Here is a 14,880-nt window from a genome sequence, read left to right as displayed (position 1 = left end):
TCACCTCCGGGTTGATGTGGCGAGGCTGGTGCCGTCGACTGACTTGGGGCGGAAGTGGACGGGTATGCGGTCGGGGCACTGGTGGAAGGGGCCCTGACGGTTGATGACCTTCTCGTCCGGCGAAGCCAGTTCCATGTCCCACAGGCGATCGAAAGCGGTTTCGATTCCCGTCTGTGCGATCGTCGTGGCCTCACCCATGGCCGGACACCGATGGCTACCGCCGCTGAAGGCCAGGTTCGAGCGATTGTCGTAGCCCAGGTCCTTCGGGAGGTTCGGGTCGGTGTTGGCGCCGGCCAGGGAGATCATCACGGGAACGCCACGGGGGATGCGCCGGCCGTGAAGGTGGGTGTCTTCGCGGGCGAAGTGCACGGCCATGTTCGCGATGGGGCTCTTGAGCCAGAGGACCTCCTCCAGCGCATGGCGCACGGTAAGCGCACCCGAGGCGAGGTTGCCCGCGAAAGTTTCGTCGCGCAGGAGCCGAAGGAGGGCCCAGCCGATCCAGGCTGCGGTGGGAATGAGGCCTGCACCGGTCCAGCAGTACAGCTGGTTGAGGATCTCTTCGTCGGTGAGCGCGGCGGGGTGGTTCAGCATCCAGGTGGTGAAGTCCTGGCCAGGCTGGGCGCGTTTGATCTGGATCAACTCCGCCAGGAGCATCGCGAAGTCAGCGGAGCCTTGGGCGGCCCGATGGTCGGCGGCGATGATGGCCTGGCAGGCGCTGACCATGCGCGCTGCGATTTCGGCCGGGCAGCCAAGGAGTTCGGCGAAGATCAGCAGTGGCAGCGTGTCGGCGTAATCGGCCATCAGGTCGGCTGCACCACAGCCAGCGACCTTGTTGATCAGACTGAGGGCACAGCGTCGGGTGATCTCGCGCAGGCGGTGGGAGCTGATGCGAGCGGTGCAGTCGTCCATCGCCCACCGTAGCCGGGCATGCTCGTGGTCGTCGGCATACAGGGCGGAGGGGCGCCACTCCATGAGCGCCCGCACCGGACTGCGCGGGGGGATCTGGCCATCTCGGAGAGCTTGCCAGCGGCGGGCGTCCTTGGAGTAGGTAGCGTTGTCGTTCAGCAGAGTCAGGGCGGCTCGGTAGTCGGTGACGACCAGCGCGTGCACACCGGGTGAGATCTCAGCCCAGCCCACGGGGCCGGCATCGCGGAGCTGGTCGTACGTCACGTCCGGACGGGCGGCAAAGTCCGGACCGTAGAGCATCGGGCAGCTGGATGCAGGACGCGCCTGCCCGGGCGGTGGGGTGGTCATGGGGCGAGCTCCAAGTGCGAGCGGGAGAGCAGGTACGAGACAAGTGCTATGAGCGGATCCTTCGCCGACTTGGGCTCGCGGACGTCACAGACCACCAACGGCGTAGAGGGGTCCAGGTCCAGGGCGGAACGCAGCTCCGGTTCGCTGTAGTTGGGTGAGTTGGGGAAGGCGTTGACAGCGATCACGTACGCGAGACCGGCTTCTTCCAAGCTGCCGATGGCATCCCAGGAATCGGTAATGCGCGCAGTGTCGACCAGGACGATGCCGCCCAGGGCGCCTTCCATCAGGTCTTCGATCATGGGTTTGAAGCGATCTTGCCCGGGTGCGCCGAAGAGGTAGAGGACGATGTCCTCGGTCAGAGTGATGCGGCCGAAGTCCATCGCGACCGTGGTGGTTTCCTTGCCCTCGACGCCGCCAAGGTCGTCAACGAGTGCGCCGGCCTCCGTCATCCGCTCTTCTGTCGACAGCGGCTGGATCTCAGAAACCGTGCGGACGAGCGTGGTCTTGCCGACCGCGAACGGTCCGAGCACGAGCAGCTTCACCGAACTGGTGACGCCGGCGGCCAGATAGTGGCCTTCAGAGCTTGCGGAGACCATCCAAGAGCCTTTCCAGGAATTCCTTGTCGTGCTGCTGGGCGGCAGGGACGGGAGCGCGGCTGATCAGGTGACCGCTGTCGACGAGGGACGCGGCCACGACCTTGGTGACCGCGCCGGGCAGCTGCAGATGGGCGCTGACCTCCGCGATCGACAGGGGCCCGGGCAGGCAGTGCTCCATCACGCGGTGCTGATGGGAGCTCAGCGCGTGCAGCGGCCGGTCCTGGTCGGCGATGAGGATCGTGGCCAGGTCCAGGCTGGCGCGTGAGGCGATGGCCTGTCCCCCGGTCGGCGTGTAGGGGCGGACCATCCCGGCGCGCCGGCGGCCTGGTGGTGTCATGAGCGCCGGGGGTGGTCGGTCCGCTCCCGTGCGGACAGCTTCTCCCGAAGCCCGTTGATCACCTTGATGGTCGCCGACGTAGCCACGGAGACCTCGGCACTGGTGAACTCCGCCTCGAGAAACACGACGACAGAAGAGCGAGCCGCCCCGGAGAAGACCAGAAGGGTGTGCCCGTCCAGGTCCACCATGACCTTCCGCGGCTTCAGGTCCGCTGCGCCCGGGAACTCGTGCTCGCTCACGCGGGCGAGGGAGTTAATGCCGGAGGCCTTGGCCGCCAGCCGGTCTGCTCCTGCCTGTGGGCAAGCGCTCTCGCTCTTATGCCGGCATCCGTCGGTGTAGCAGGTCAGGGTGTTGGAGTGGGCGAGCTTGAGGCCGTCGCCGCTGAGCAGGACGGCGTGCATCACGCCCTTCTCCTGGGTGAGGTTGTCCATCACCCAGTTCATGTCCGAGGTGTCGGCAGTGGGCTGTTCAGTCACGCCTGCTCTCCTTGTGCTCGTCTTCGGTGTCGCGGATCGTCTGAGTGAGGTGGGTGAAACCAGTGGCAAACGCGTCGGGGTCTTCGGCTGGTTCCTCGACGGATGGTTGCGGTGCCCCAGGACGTATGCCGGTGGGCTTCGGCTGTCGGCGGCGGCGCTGAGGCAAAGCGGGTGGACCCGCTGTCGGAACGTGTGACGTTTCCGGAGGGAGAGGTTGTGCGGAGGCTGCGGGCACGCTTCGGTGCTGGGAAGGGGCGTTCTGACCGTCGGCAACCTGTTGATGGTCGGATGCCTGCTCTTCCTCGGTCGGGGGACCGCCCAGAAGGCGCGGCTCTACACGCAGAACGGCGCTGACGCCGCCGTATGGGGAGGTCGAGCTGACATCGGCATGGAATCCGTACTCGGCCATCAGTCGGCCTATGACGGAGAAGCCCAACTTCTTGGTGTCGGGCATGTTGGTGACATCCAGCAACTCGCCGCTAGCGAGGACCTGTGCTGCCGCGTCGCGCTGGTAGGGGTTCATGTTCACGCCGCTGTCGTTGACGACGATGGCGTATCCCGTTTGCGTCTGCTTGACCTCGACCAGCACCTCGCCAGCCGAATAGCTGGTCGCGTTGGCCAGCAGTTCCGCAAGGGCAACCGTGAGCGGCTCGACGACGCGTCCCTCGACCAACACCTCCCCGGTACCGGGCTCGTAGGTGTATTTGACCCGCTGATACGCATCGATGCGGCCGCGTGCGGACTCAACAATCTCGCTGAAGGGACAGTTCGCGCGCTGAACTCCTGGCCAGGAGCCGGTGACGATGCGCATACGCTGCATGTGGTGCATCGCCTTGGTGACCAAGTGATCAAATTCCATTAGGCCCTGGTTATACGCCGTGCCTTCCGGGAACTTCTCCATCTCCTCGAGGGCTTTCATCTGGCACCGCACCAGGTGGGTCTGCGCCTCATCGATCCCGTCCCGCACCGCCGAGCGAGCAGTCGTGCCTATGTCCTTGCGAGTGATGTCCACGGCCTCGAACAGCAGCTTCAACACGGCCTGGTGGTAGTGATCCAGCGGCGTCCCCTGCAGCGAGGAGTTGCTGAGGCCAGGCACCGTGGCGCCTGCGTAACGACGCGCGGCGACGTCCATGGCCGCTGACAGCCGCACTGTGGCCAGGTGACGTGACTCCGAGTTCAACGCGGCGATGGTCTGCTGCGCCTGCGCGTAAGAAGCCTCGAGCGGTTGCACGCGCCGCCTGAGCGCTCGGTAGGCCACTGCCTGCCGTACCGAGACCGTGGTGGATGCGGCAAGGCCGCAGCCCAGGAGCGTTGCCGTCGTCGTCAAAGCATCGAACATGAAGATCCCTGAGGCGGAGTAGAGGCCGTCTTGGCATGGCCGGCCGGGGCGCGGGGACGGCCCTCGGGCTGGGCCCCACGGGGGGAGGGCCCACGGCGCGAGGAACGGGGTCACCACGCCCCGGCGGCCGGTCTAGATGCGGCGCTGACTGAGCAATTCGGCCGCTCTGACGTTGAGTTCGCTTCGAACGGGAGCGCGCTGACCCTCAACGAAGGTGGTCAGACCGCCTGCCGGAACTCGGCTGAAGCGAAGGCCCGCACCGGGCGGGCTGCCGTTCGTCGCATCCCTCAAAGAGGGAGGCTCATCAGCCAGTCCCGGACGTGAGCGAGAACTCGACACACGAGTGAGCCCGACGATCACCACCGGTCACCAACCGGGAACGTGTAGACCTTCGCAAGCTGCTCGCCGTCGTTGCGCTCATGAGGAGAGTCGAGGCGAGGAGAGTCCCCGCAGCTCCTCACGCGACCAGCCCCACCCAGCACTTCGGCGGCACGATCGACGGTCTCGCCCGTCTCTGCTGCGCGGATTTCTGCAAGTTCGCGCAACTGGTGATTGCTCAGCATCATGCGACTCCACACAGCGTCGAGCAGGGGCCAAGTCCGGTGGAACTGCCATGGTGAAGCTGGATTTCGACCGCGAGCGGCAGGGACCGGCGGGCGCGTACACGCGTGAGGAGCGACTGAGCGGAGCTGCCCTCGGCAGCCTGTTGGAGCGGCCACAACGCTGTCGCGGCCACGACCGATGCGCGAGTGATCAGCGCACTGCTGCGCCCTGATGGACCTCACGGCACGACCTCGCCGTCGTCCGGAGGCATGACCGCTTCGGCAAGAGTCAGCCCGTCTTCTGCTGCGTCTGAGTGGGGCTCCAAGTCGTCGCGCGTGGAGGCCCACTCGTCGCCACCACCGACAGGGCGCAGGTGATAGAGGTGGGATTCGGTGTCCTCTGGCAGCGAGACGACCACGCCGACACGCTCGCGCTGCTTGTCGTGGGCGAGGTCGCCGCGCCGAGGCCAGTTGGATGAGGCGCCGGCCGACGAAAATCTGCGCACGGCGTCCTGGGGGGTAGATCGCTCTCCCGTCATGCCCACGGACGGTAGGGCTGCGGCTACCCCTGAATATGAATCAGCGGAATAACTCCTGGTCACTGAGCGAAAATCGAGCTGACAAACCTCGTAGACGCTCTCGTGTCGAGGCGCGTTCGGCGTACACGATGCGCCTCAGCGTCGCTCGCGCGATGGGATGGTTCCTGACGAGTTGCGGTGCCAGCCGTTCAGCTTCCAGTAGCTGCCCCAATGCCTTCTCACGGTCTCCGTTCCATAGGAACGCCCGTGCAAGGTCCATTCGGTGGTGTCCCCGTCGGGAGTGAGGCAGCGCCTCCAGTTGTGCCTGTGGGAGCTTCTTGTTCAGATCCAGGGCGGTCGTCTGGTCGCTCATCTCCAGTGCCACGTTGATGCCGTGGATCTGCACGTTGCCGCGGGTGAAGGTCAGCGAGTGCCGGTCGAACGTCGGCGGTCCAGCTTGGGTTTCCGAACGTGAGGCCGCTTGGCGGGCCAGGCTGAGTCGGTGGTCTGACTCGGCCGCGTTGTTTGCCCTCGCTGCGGAGACCGCGGATCGCAACTGCAAGGACCCCCAGGCGCGAATTGCGAGCGGATCGCCCTGTTCGTACAGGTCCTCGATCCCACGCATTGCCTTGTCGGCGAGGGCGATGGCGTCGTCCCAGTCGGCAGTAGCCCACATGTCCCACACGCGCATCCAGTCGGCTACTGCGGGGAGTACGGGGTCGCCAGACCGTTGTGCAGCCCAGGATGCCCGCTCGCAGGCTGTGGCAATCAGCTCGGGGTGCCCGAGGGCGTGAGCGGCGGTGTGGGCGAACTTGCAGCACACTGCGTAGACGCCGAACGCCTCCTCTCGCTCATGGCCTGTCGCGACTTCTGCAAGGGCCCGAGATTCACGGAGAAGATCCGGCAAGCTGCGCATGATGGCGATGTTTGCCGCCGCGTCCCGGAGCCGGTGGAGTCGCCTGGTGTCCTGCCAAAGTTCCCCCGTGGGGCGAGGTTGCCCGTCGAAGAGAGGGGTCAGGTCGTAGCGGCGTAGTTCCCGCAGGATGGCGGCGGCAGATGCTTGCCACTGACCGCTCTCGGCTGTAGTGCTGCCATACGGTCGGTCGATCAGGTCGTTGGGATGGCAGTGAAGTGCTTGCGCGATCTGGCTGATCATGCCGGTCCGGTCCAACTCCTGACGGCCCCGCTCGACCTTGGACAGCCAGCCCTGAGTCTTCCCGACGGCGTGCGCAAGGTCAGCTTGCGCCATTCCAAGTCGGAGACGTTGGCGCCTGATTCGGCGCCCGATGGCTTCTTGCTCCTCCTCGTACGGCATGCTCCCACCCTTGCTCAATCGTTCTGGCCCTCTCCTCGCACGGTACCCGCAACGCCCCGAACCCGAGCCAGGCGATGGGACGGTTTGCGCTGGCCATCGTCGTGACCGCCGGCGCCACCGTGACCTGTGATGCGTCAGCTATATGTATTGGCATCCCATTCGTGCGGACCTGAAGTCGCAGACGCCATCTGTCCGTTGGCGAGATCTTGTCCACAGGCGCGCGTTCTTACGGTCCTGCGGGCGGCTGATTCCGAGTCAGTTCAGCGTCGTCAGAGCTGTTCGTTCCGCCTCAGTCGTCGCCTGAAGTTCCCCCTCCTGGGAGGTGACGATGACGAGAGCAGACCTCAAGCGGCTCTGGTCGCACGTGAGTCGAGGGGCCGCTGGACCCACCGACGAGTCTCGAGCGAGTGTTCTCAACTCCTTCAGCAGTCAACCGACGGTGCTCGGAAGTACACCGCCCGCTGGCGAAGGAGCAGCGTACGCGCGAGGCACGACGGACACCGCTGCGGCCTGGAGGTCGCTCGCATGGTGATCCCCACCGTCGCGGGGGTGGCTCCGCTTGTGCACGGCAGCGGGGGGACGGCCCCGACCCTGCACGTCCTCGGCCGGCGAGCCGACGCTCGAGCGGCACCCGTGCCGCATGCCGGACAGCTCACCATCACCCGCACCGCCCGAGTCGACGACCTCGCCCTCGTCAACGACATGCTCGAGCGGTGCACAACCGACTCCCGAAGCGCCCGCTACCAGTCCGGCACACCGGCGCTGCGGGAGAGGCAGTGGCTCCATGTGATCCATCCGGACACCGGATGCAGCTGGGTGACACAGCCCTTCCACGACGAGAGCACGGTCATCGCGCTCACCCAGCTGACCCGCTACAGCGACGCTCCGCAGGACCTCGATTTCGGGATCCTCGTCCAGGACGACTGGCAGCGTCACGGCCTCGGTACCGCCCTCATCTTCCGGGCCCTCTCCTGGGCCCGCGCCCAGGGTTTTCGCCGCGTCCGCTCCATCACCGGCGCGAGCAACCAGCCCATGCGCAAGATCGCGCGACGTGTCGGAGCAACCGAAGCACCTGGCGACACCGCCGCCACGGTCGACCTGGCCCTGGACCTCACATGAGCACCGCCGCAACGCGCCCCACACCGCGGACCCCAGAGCAGCTCGACCCTCGATGGAGGCTCCCGTGAACCACTCGCGATCATCCCGAACAGCTGACCGGCCACGTGTCGTGGTCACCGGCATGGGTGCGACCACACCGCTGGGAGGCAGCGTCGCCCAGACCTGGGGAGCCATCCGCAGCGGCGAATCCGGCGTCACCAAGCTGGAAACCGACGGACCGCCACTCCCCGTACGCCTCGCCGGCCTGCTCCGCGAAGACCCGACAGTACCGCTCGCCCGATGCCTGTACCCGGAACCCCACGAGCAGGCCCGCATGGCCCGCCGGCTGCCCGCCTTGTTGGACCGAAGCCAGCAAGTCGCCCTCCTGGCCGCTCACGAGGCGCTCACGGACGCCGATCTCCTCACCTCCTCCCTCCCATCCCGCGTCACGGAAGTCGACCCGGAGCGGCTCGCGGTCGCGCTCGGCAGCGGAGTAGGCGGCGCGAACAGCCTCATTCAGGCACACGACACGCTGCATGAGCGGGGCTGGACCCGCGTTCCACCGTGGGCCGTCACGCGCCTCATGCCTGGGGGCCCGGCGGCAGCGGTCAGCATCGAATTCGGCGCGCAGGCAGGCGTGCACGCCCCCTCCAGCGCGTGCGCGTCAGGAGCCGAGGCCCTGTGGCTTGGGCGGATGCTCATCCAGACAGGACGGGCGGACGTCGTGATCGCCGGGGGCGCCGACGCGAGTATCAGCCCCGTCAGCATCGCTGGATTCGCCGTCATCCGTTCACTCAGCCGGTGCGACGACCCGGAACGCGCCGCGCGCCCGTTCGATCGCGATCGAGACGGGTTCGTCATGGGCGAGGGCGCCGGCGTACTCGTCCTGGAGCGGCAAGAGCACGCCCAAGCCAGGGGAGCGAAGATCCACGCTCACCTTGTCGGCGCCGAAGTGAGCGCGGACGCGAACGATTGGAAGTTGCCGGACACCGAGCGACAGGTGCGCACGCTCCAAGCCGCGATAGCAGACGCGGAGTTGACGCCGTACGACATCGACCACGTCAGCGCCCACGCCACGGGAACGCTGGCGGGCGACGCCGCCGAAGCGCGCGCGATCTCTCGCGCACTGGGGCCCGCGTGCCCCACGGTCACTGCGATCAAGGGCCACACCTCCCACATGATCGGCGCGGCCGGGGCCGTGGAAGCGATCGTCGCGATCCGCACCATCCAGACCGGAGTCGTGCCCGCAGTCCGCAACTTGGAGCAGCTCGACGCCGACATCGAGGACCTCGACGTCGTTCGCAGCGCCCACCGGGAGCAGCGCGGCATCCGGGCCGCCCTCAGCTCGTCGTTCGGCTTCGGCGGAGTCAACGCCGTGCTCGTTCTCACTGCCTGAGGTGCACCGTCGGAAAGGAAGACCACCATGAGCAACGCACCACGAACTACCTCGACGGACGTCATGGAGGAGCTCACTCCCGCCGTCGAGAAGCTCCTGAACCGCCACCTGGACAGGGTGGAGGACTGGGACCCAGCCGTGTACGTGCCGCTGAGCGAAGGCCGCGACTTCTGGGAACACCCCTACGAGCCCGGCGACTCCTCGCTCTCCGCCGAACTGCAGGCCGCGCTGCTGGTCAACATCGCGACGGAAGATGACCTCCCCGGGTACCGGACGGAGTTGAGCCGGAAGCTCAGCGAGGAGGGGCCCTGGGGGGAGTGGCTGCGCCGTTGGACGGCGGAGGAGGGGCGGCACGCGATCGGGCTGCGGGCCTTCTCATGGGCGACGCGCGCCGTCGACCCCACGGCGCTGGAATCGCACCGCATGCAGACCATCCAGGCCGGCTACCGGGAGCAGCCCAAGAGCGGCCTGGACACCCTCGTTTACGTCACCTTGCAGGAGCTCGCCACGAGGGTCTCGCACTTCAACCTCGGGATGGCAGCGCAGCCGCAAGACGCCATGGCCATGGTGCTGTTGAAGCGAATAGCCGCAGATGAGAACCATCACTACCTCTTCTACAGGTCCTTGGTGCAGCACAGTCTGGAGATCGCCCCGTCGGAGACGGTGCAGTCCATTGCTCGTGAGGTGATGAACTTCGGCATGCCCGGCCAGGACACCGTGCCCGGCTTCCGTCGCGCGGCCGTCACGATCGCGCGGGCCGGCATCTACAACCAGCAGGTGCACTACCAGCAGATCCTGCGGCCAACGCTGCGCGAGTGGGGCGTCTTCCATCGCGAAGGCCTGGATCCGGAAGCCGAGCGAGCTCGCGACGAGCTCGCGTCATTCCTCGAGGGCCTGAAGCGGCGTGCCAGCGTGGAGGCCGAACGGATCGAGGCTCGCAAGGCCGCTATCGCCGGAACCCGCGGGAGGTAGCCGTGCTCGCCCTCCTCCTCACCTCCGGCAGCGTGCTCGTCGGAACCGTTGCGATTCTGGCCGCGATCCTCCGCCGCCAGGCCCGCACCACGTGGCGACGCATCCGGCACCACAACAAGCGCGCGGCCGCGGTCACCTCGCTGTGCCCCACCTTCCCCGGGCAGCCCGGGAAGCGGCCGCTCCACGTCGCCCTCGTCGGCGACTCCCTGAACGCGGGCGTCGGCGCCTCCCGCAAGGAGGAGACCCCCAGCTGGCTGCTGGGCTCCGCGCTGGTCACCGTGTGGGACGGCCCCGTCCATGTCACCAACCTCGCGCGCCCTGACTCCGGCTCCGCGGACCTCCCCCATCAGGTCACCTCCCTGCTGAAGCTTTGCAATCCCGACGTCGTGCTGCTCGTGAGCGGAGCAAACGACGTGGCCCGGCCCTTCAGCCACCGCCGCGCAAGCCGCTCGCTGCGCGCGGCGGTGAACGAACTCGGCGACGCGACCGTGATCGTGGGTACCTGCCCCGACTTCCGGCTCGTGGTGGCTCTGCCGCAGCCGCTTCGCTGGGTGCTCGGCTGCCTCAGCCGCCAGCTCGTCAGGCATCAGCTCCGTGCGATCCGCCAAGCCGGCGCCGTCGCCTTTCGCCTCGACCAGGTCGCCAGTCCGCAGATCGCTGCCGACCCCGAGATGTACCTGTCGGCCGATGACTTCCACCCCAGCGGTGCCGGATACGCGCTGGTCGTCGACGAGCTCGTCAAGGTCATCACCCCTTTGCTCACCGCGGGATCCGGTCTTACGAAGCGGAGCTGACCGTCGCGCCATCCGACCGGACGGCATGGCGCGCGATGAGTGCACGGCCGACGGCAGCGTCAATGTCTCCTGGGCGAACTCCCGCCGCTCGCATACGGCGCCATGCGGGCCATCCGGTCTGACTCGGGCCCTGCCAGTTCGTTGGCAGCTCTGTTTCCGGGCGAGTACGCAGCACCGTCCGGCTCGTCTGCGATCCTCGCGTTGTCTGGGCTGCCGGGCCTGGCCGTCCCGTAGGACATCGCCCGGCGGCTCCGGTCGTTCCGCTCGTGCTGCGTTCGTCGGCATCTCTCGTCGTGGCGCCCGCCGCTCCGCCCGCATCGTCCGCCGCGCGTGCGCGCCAGCGGTGTGGGCTGCTCGGCTCGTGCGTCGCGGTGCCGTCTCGCGTCGACCCCCGGCCATCGGCGTTCCGCGGGCTCGTCGATCGGCGCGCGGCTCATGACGCTCCGGTCGTTCTCCGGGCTGGCCGCCGTTGTTGAGCGTCGTTCGTACGCGCTCGGCACCGCGCGGGCGGTGACCGATGGTGGTCCGCCGCCCGGCGAGCGCCGGCGCTTGCTCGTGTCGGCCGTTCTACGGGCCGCCGGCCGCGCTGGCGGTGTCGTCGAGCTGGCGCCGCTCGCGTCTGCGTGGTGCTCCGGCTCTCTCATCCGTCGTACGGCTGGCAGGTATGTGCTCGTCATCGGCATCCGGCTTCGGCCGTGGCTCTCCTCAAACCGGGTGTTCGCCCTCGCGCCGACCGCTCCATCGTCTCCGTCGTTGCTGAACTGGCGTGGTCGTGGTGTGCGGAGGTGTTCGTCCGCTGCGCTCCTCGGCGGTGCCTCCGCCCCAGCGCTCCGTGGGTCCGAGGTCGACATGTTGCGCGCGCCGGGGTGGGCGGTGCCGGCATGAGGCAGAGCCGTCGGCGTACTCGCAGCGAGGTCGCTCAACTCCGGACTGGGCCAGGTCGCTGTGTTCCCCTCGTCGTCGCTGGCTCGTTCCGCCCCTCGCTCCGCGTCCCGCCGTCCGACGCGCGGCACTGCGCGGTCCGTCGCTCGCTGCCCGCGGCCGTCTCGTAGGCGGCCCGGGCCGGTGCGTACGCGTGGCGCCGGCGGCGAGGCGTTGCCCTGTTCGCGCCGCTTCGCAGCGCCCCGCAGCTCGTATGGCTTCGTCGACGGGATGGCACCTGCCGGCTGTTGCCACTTCGCTGGCAATGCCGCAGTTGCCGGCAGTTCGTCGTGCCGCCCGTCCCCGCCCCGGCCTGCCAACGCCTGTCGTTCGTCGTGGCGCCGTCGAGGGTTCCGTCCCGTCTCCCCTGGGCCCTCGCGACGGTGTTGGGGGAGCGGTGCCGCCTGCGGCCGTGTTGCGCTCCGGTTCGTGGTCGACGTCCCGGTGGGTCGCTGACGGCTGCCTCATCGGCCCGTGGTCGCTTGGTCAGGCTCGGTTGCGCGGACGCGCCGAGCCCCACCAGAAGCGGGCCAGCCTGGACGCCGGATGGGGCTTCGCCGCTGCGGAGTGGAGGGCACGGCCCCTCTGAGTGCTCTCCGCAGTAGAAAGTGTCCACAGGCAGGTGCTCCTACCTTCCTTGCGGCGATTGATCACGGACTGCCCCGGCCGCTCCCGGAGGCAGAACCGAGCAGTCGCGACGACAGATCGCTACCGCAGGGAGGTGACGGATGAGGAGCGCACGAAGAACCACGCTCACGGTGCCCAGGCACTCCGCGAGTGCCCATACCCAGCCGGCAACCGTCGACGACGGGGGCGGACCGCTGGCCGCCGGATGGCTCGACCGGCGCTTCCGCATATCGCAGCGCGGCTCAACCCTCGCGCGTGAAGTCCGCGGCGGCGTCACCACGCTGGCGACGATGGCCTACATCGTCCTGCTCAACCCCGTGATCCTCTCCGTGCCGGACGCCGCCGGGCACACCCTCGACGCCGGGCAGGTCACCACCGCCACCGCCCTCGCCGCCGCGGCCACCACCCTGGTGATGGGCGTCCTCGGCAACGTACCGCTGGCGCTGGCCGCCGGACTCAGCGTCTCCGCCGTGCTCGCCTACCAGGTCGCGCCGGTGATGACCTGGCCGAACGCGTTCGGGATGTGCGTGATCTACGGGGCTGTGATCGTGCTGCTCGTCGTCACCGGCCTGCGGCGGCTGATCATGGACGCCATCCCGCTGGCGATGAAGCACGCCATCACCATGGGCATCGGCCTCTTCGTCACCCTCATCGGCCTCGTACAGGCCGGGTTCGTGACGAGCATGCCCGGGCCGGGCGGCGTACCGGGCGCCAAGCCCGTGCAACTGGGCACGCACGACATGCTCACCGGCTGGCCGGTGCTGTGCTTCGCCGTGACGGTGCTGCTCGTCTTCGTCCTGCAGGTACGGCGGGTGCCGGGCGCGATCCTCACCGGCATCGTCGGCGGCACGGTCGTGGCCGGCGCCGTGCACCACTTCGCGGGCCTGGAGAAGAAGGACTGGGGCGGACGGAACGCGCCGGAGATCGCCGGATCGCTCGTCGCCACCCCCGACTTCGGCCTGTTCGGCAAGGTCTCCTTCGACGGCATCGCCGACGCCGGAGCCGTCACCGTGGGCGTCATCGTCTTCACGCTCGTCCTCACCGCCCTCTTCGACGCGATCGGCACCATCATCGGCATCGGCCAGCAGGCCGGCCTCGCCGACGAGCAGGGCCGCATGCCCGGCCTCAACAAGGCACTCGCCATCCACGGCGCCGGCGGCGTCGCCGGAGGCATCGCGGGCGCCTCCGGGCAGACCGTCTTCGTCGAGTCCGCGGCCGGTGTCGGCGACGGCGCCCGCACGGGCCTGGCCAGCGTCGTCACCGGACTCGGCTTCACCCTCTGCCTCATCTTCACACCGCTCGCCCGGATCATCCCCACGCAGGTCGCCGCCGCGGCGCTCGTCGTCATCGGCGCGATGATGATGACCAACGCCCAGCACATCGACTGGAGCGACACCGCGACCACCGTCCCGGTCTTCCTGACGATGGTGCTGATGCCCTTCACGTACTCCATCACCGCAGGCATCGCTGCCGGCTGCATCTCGTATGTCGTGATCAAGGCCGCACAGGGCAGGTGGAGGGAACCGGGCGTGCTGATGTGGACGCTCGCCGCCGTCTTCATGGCCTTCCTCGCGCTCAGCCCGCTCGAAGCATGGCTGGGAGTTCAGCGGTGAGCGCCCTGCACGAGCGTCCGCCGACCGTCGGCGTCTTCTGTAGCGCGTGCCCCCACCCCGAGTACGAACCGCTCGCCGAAGACACCGGACGGCAGATCGCCAGCCGCGGCGCCGAGGTGATCTACGGCGGTGGCACGACCGGCTGCATGGGAGCCCTCGCCCGGGGCGCCCACGCAGCCGGCGGCACGGTCACGGGCATCACCCCGCTGTTCCTGCATGACCCCAGGTCCCGCCCGGCGTGGAACCAGTTCCTCACCAACGGGATGCACGCACGGAAAGACCGGATCTATGAACCCTGCGTCGGCTTCCTCGCGCTGCCCGGCGGCCCCGGGACGATGGACGAACTGTTCGAGGTGGCCGTGTGGTCGAAGCACCGGATCCACCGACCGCCCCGCCCATTCCGGCCACTCGTCCTGGTCAACTGGGGCGGCTACTGGGACGGCCTCCTCCAACAGCTCGGCCGCACCGTGACCGAGGGGCTGCTCGCCGACGACACCCGAGCCGACCTGTTCCGGGTCGCCGGCACGACCTCAGAAGCCCTCGACAAGCTCGGCATCCCCTCCGCTCACCACCGCAGACCCGCCGCAGTCGCGCAGACCCCCGCCATCAAGCCGATGGCGGCTCCGCACACGAAGAGAAAGGCCTGAGTGCATGATCGCCAACGCCCGGAACGACGACACCGAGGCGAAGCACAGCACCGCCGGAGGCAGGATCGCGGCGATAGCCTCCGCGACCGTCGCCGCGGTTGCGGTGTGGCTCCTCGCGAGCTCCATGCTCGGCATCGACATCACGGCGAAGACGAACGGCACCGAGAAGACCACGGTGGGGGTGTTCGCGGTCATCGTCACAACGCTCCTCAGCGGCTTGCTCGGCTGGGGACTCCTCGCCGTGCTGGAGCGGATCACCGGCTCTGCCCGTACGGTCTGGACGACGATCGCGGTGGTGGTGTTCCTGCTGTCCCTGCTGCTCGGACCCGCCAGCGGCGTCACCACGGGAGCGAAGGGTGCTCTCGCCGCCCTCCACACGGTCGCCGCTCTGGTACTCATCCCGGGCCTTGCCCGCAACTCGCACAAGGACTGAGG

General features: G+C 68.3%; 15 protein-coding genes. 7 read left to right on the top strand and 8 right to left on the bottom strand.

The window, feature by feature from the left end:
* From AN218_RS22865 to AN218_RS22835, 8 genes are all read right to left on the bottom strand, one after another.
* Complete coding sequence (locus AN218_RS22865; protein ID WP_070018770.1) at positions 1–1,254, bottom strand: cytochrome P450 family protein; 1,254 nt, start codon at positions 1,252–1,254, stop codon at positions 1–3.
* Positions 1,251–1,850: a GTP-binding protein gene (locus tag AN218_RS22860; RefSeq protein ID WP_070018769.1), complete on the bottom strand. Its 600-nt coding sequence runs from the start codon at positions 1,848–1,850 to the stop codon at positions 1,251–1,253. The genes AN218_RS22865 and AN218_RS22860 overlap by 4 nt, the downstream gene beginning before the upstream one ends.
* Complete coding sequence (locus AN218_RS22855) at positions 1,831–2,187, bottom strand: DUF742 domain-containing protein (protein ID WP_070018768.1); 357 nt, start codon at positions 2,185–2,187, stop codon at positions 1,831–1,833. Before AN218_RS22855 ends, AN218_RS22860 begins: the two co-directional genes overlap by 20 nt.
* A complete protein-coding gene (locus AN218_RS22850; RefSeq protein ID WP_244900609.1) occupies positions 2,184–2,663 on the bottom strand; it encodes a roadblock/LC7 domain-containing protein in 480 nt (159 codons plus the stop codon). The genes AN218_RS22855 and AN218_RS22850 overlap by 4 nt, the downstream gene beginning before the upstream one ends.
* On the bottom strand, positions 2,656–4,002 hold the full coding sequence (locus AN218_RS22845; protein ID WP_070018767.1) for an ATP-binding protein: 1,347 nt from the start codon (positions 4,000–4,002) through the stop codon (positions 2,656–2,658). Before AN218_RS22845 ends, AN218_RS22850 begins: the two co-directional genes overlap by 8 nt.
* Positions 4,003–4,358: 356 nt before the next feature.
* Complete coding sequence (locus AN218_RS36175) at positions 4,359–4,568, bottom strand: hypothetical protein (RefSeq protein WP_141747669.1); 210 nt, start codon at positions 4,566–4,568, stop codon at positions 4,359–4,361.
* 215 nt (positions 4,569–4,783) lie between these two features.
* Positions 4,784–5,083, bottom strand: coding sequence for a hypothetical protein (locus AN218_RS22840; protein ID WP_141747668.1), 300 nt, complete (start codon positions 5,081–5,083; stop codon positions 4,784–4,786).
* 40 nt (positions 5,084–5,123) lie between these two features.
* Positions 5,124–6,377, bottom strand: a complete 1,254-nt coding sequence (locus AN218_RS22835; RefSeq protein WP_070018765.1) for a helix-turn-helix domain-containing protein — start codon at positions 6,375–6,377, stop codon at positions 5,124–5,126.
* 525 nt (positions 6,378–6,902) lie between these two features.
* Here AN218_RS22835 and AN218_RS36965 point away from each other — a divergent pair.
* The 7 genes from AN218_RS36965 to AN218_RS22800 all read left to right on the top strand — a co-directional run bounded on the left by AN218_RS36965 (position 6,903) and on the right by AN218_RS22800 (position 14,878).
* Positions 6,903–7,496 carry a GNAT family N-acetyltransferase gene (locus tag AN218_RS36965; protein WP_070018764.1) on the top strand — a complete coding sequence of 198 codons (594 nt, stop codon included), beginning with the start codon at positions 6,903–6,905 and terminating at the stop codon, positions 7,494–7,496.
* A gap of 109 nt (positions 7,497–7,605) precedes the next feature.
* Positions 7,606–8,871, top strand: a complete 1,266-nt coding sequence (locus AN218_RS22825) for a beta-ketoacyl-[acyl-carrier-protein] synthase family protein (RefSeq protein WP_338059636.1) — start codon at positions 7,606–7,608, stop codon at positions 8,869–8,871.
* A 27-nt stretch (positions 8,872–8,898) separates the two neighbouring features.
* Positions 8,899–9,843 carry an acyl-ACP desaturase gene (locus tag AN218_RS22820; RefSeq protein ID WP_070018762.1) on the top strand — a complete coding sequence of 315 codons (945 nt, stop codon included), beginning with the start codon at positions 8,899–8,901 and terminating at the stop codon, positions 9,841–9,843.
* Between the two features lie 2 nt (positions 9,844–9,845).
* Positions 9,846–10,637: an SGNH/GDSL hydrolase family protein gene (locus AN218_RS22815; protein WP_070018761.1), complete on the top strand. Its 792-nt coding sequence runs from the start codon at positions 9,846–9,848 to the stop codon at positions 10,635–10,637.
* 1,649 nt (positions 10,638–12,286) lie between these two features.
* Complete coding sequence (locus AN218_RS22810; RefSeq protein WP_070018760.1) at positions 12,287–13,798, top strand: NCS2 family permease; 1,512 nt, start codon at positions 12,287–12,289, stop codon at positions 13,796–13,798.
* Positions 13,795–14,445 carry an LOG family protein gene (locus AN218_RS22805; protein ID WP_070018759.1) on the top strand — a complete coding sequence of 217 codons (651 nt, stop codon included), beginning with the start codon at positions 13,795–13,797 and terminating at the stop codon, positions 14,443–14,445. The genes AN218_RS22810 and AN218_RS22805 overlap by 4 nt, the downstream gene beginning before the upstream one ends.
* A 4-nt stretch (positions 14,446–14,449) precedes the next feature.
* Complete coding sequence (locus AN218_RS22800) at positions 14,450–14,878, top strand: DUF6069 family protein (RefSeq protein WP_070018758.1); 429 nt, start codon at positions 14,450–14,452, stop codon at positions 14,876–14,878.
* Positions 14,879–14,880: the final 2 nt, after the last annotated feature.

Source organism: Streptomyces nanshensis (assembly GCF_001751255.1).
In the GTDB taxonomy this organism is placed as follows: domain Bacteria; phylum Actinomycetota; class Actinomycetes; order Streptomycetales; family Streptomycetaceae; genus Streptomyces; species Streptomyces nanshensis_A.
Note: the sequence above shows the minus strand (reverse complement) of the source record. Positions and strands in the feature narration are given on the sequence as shown.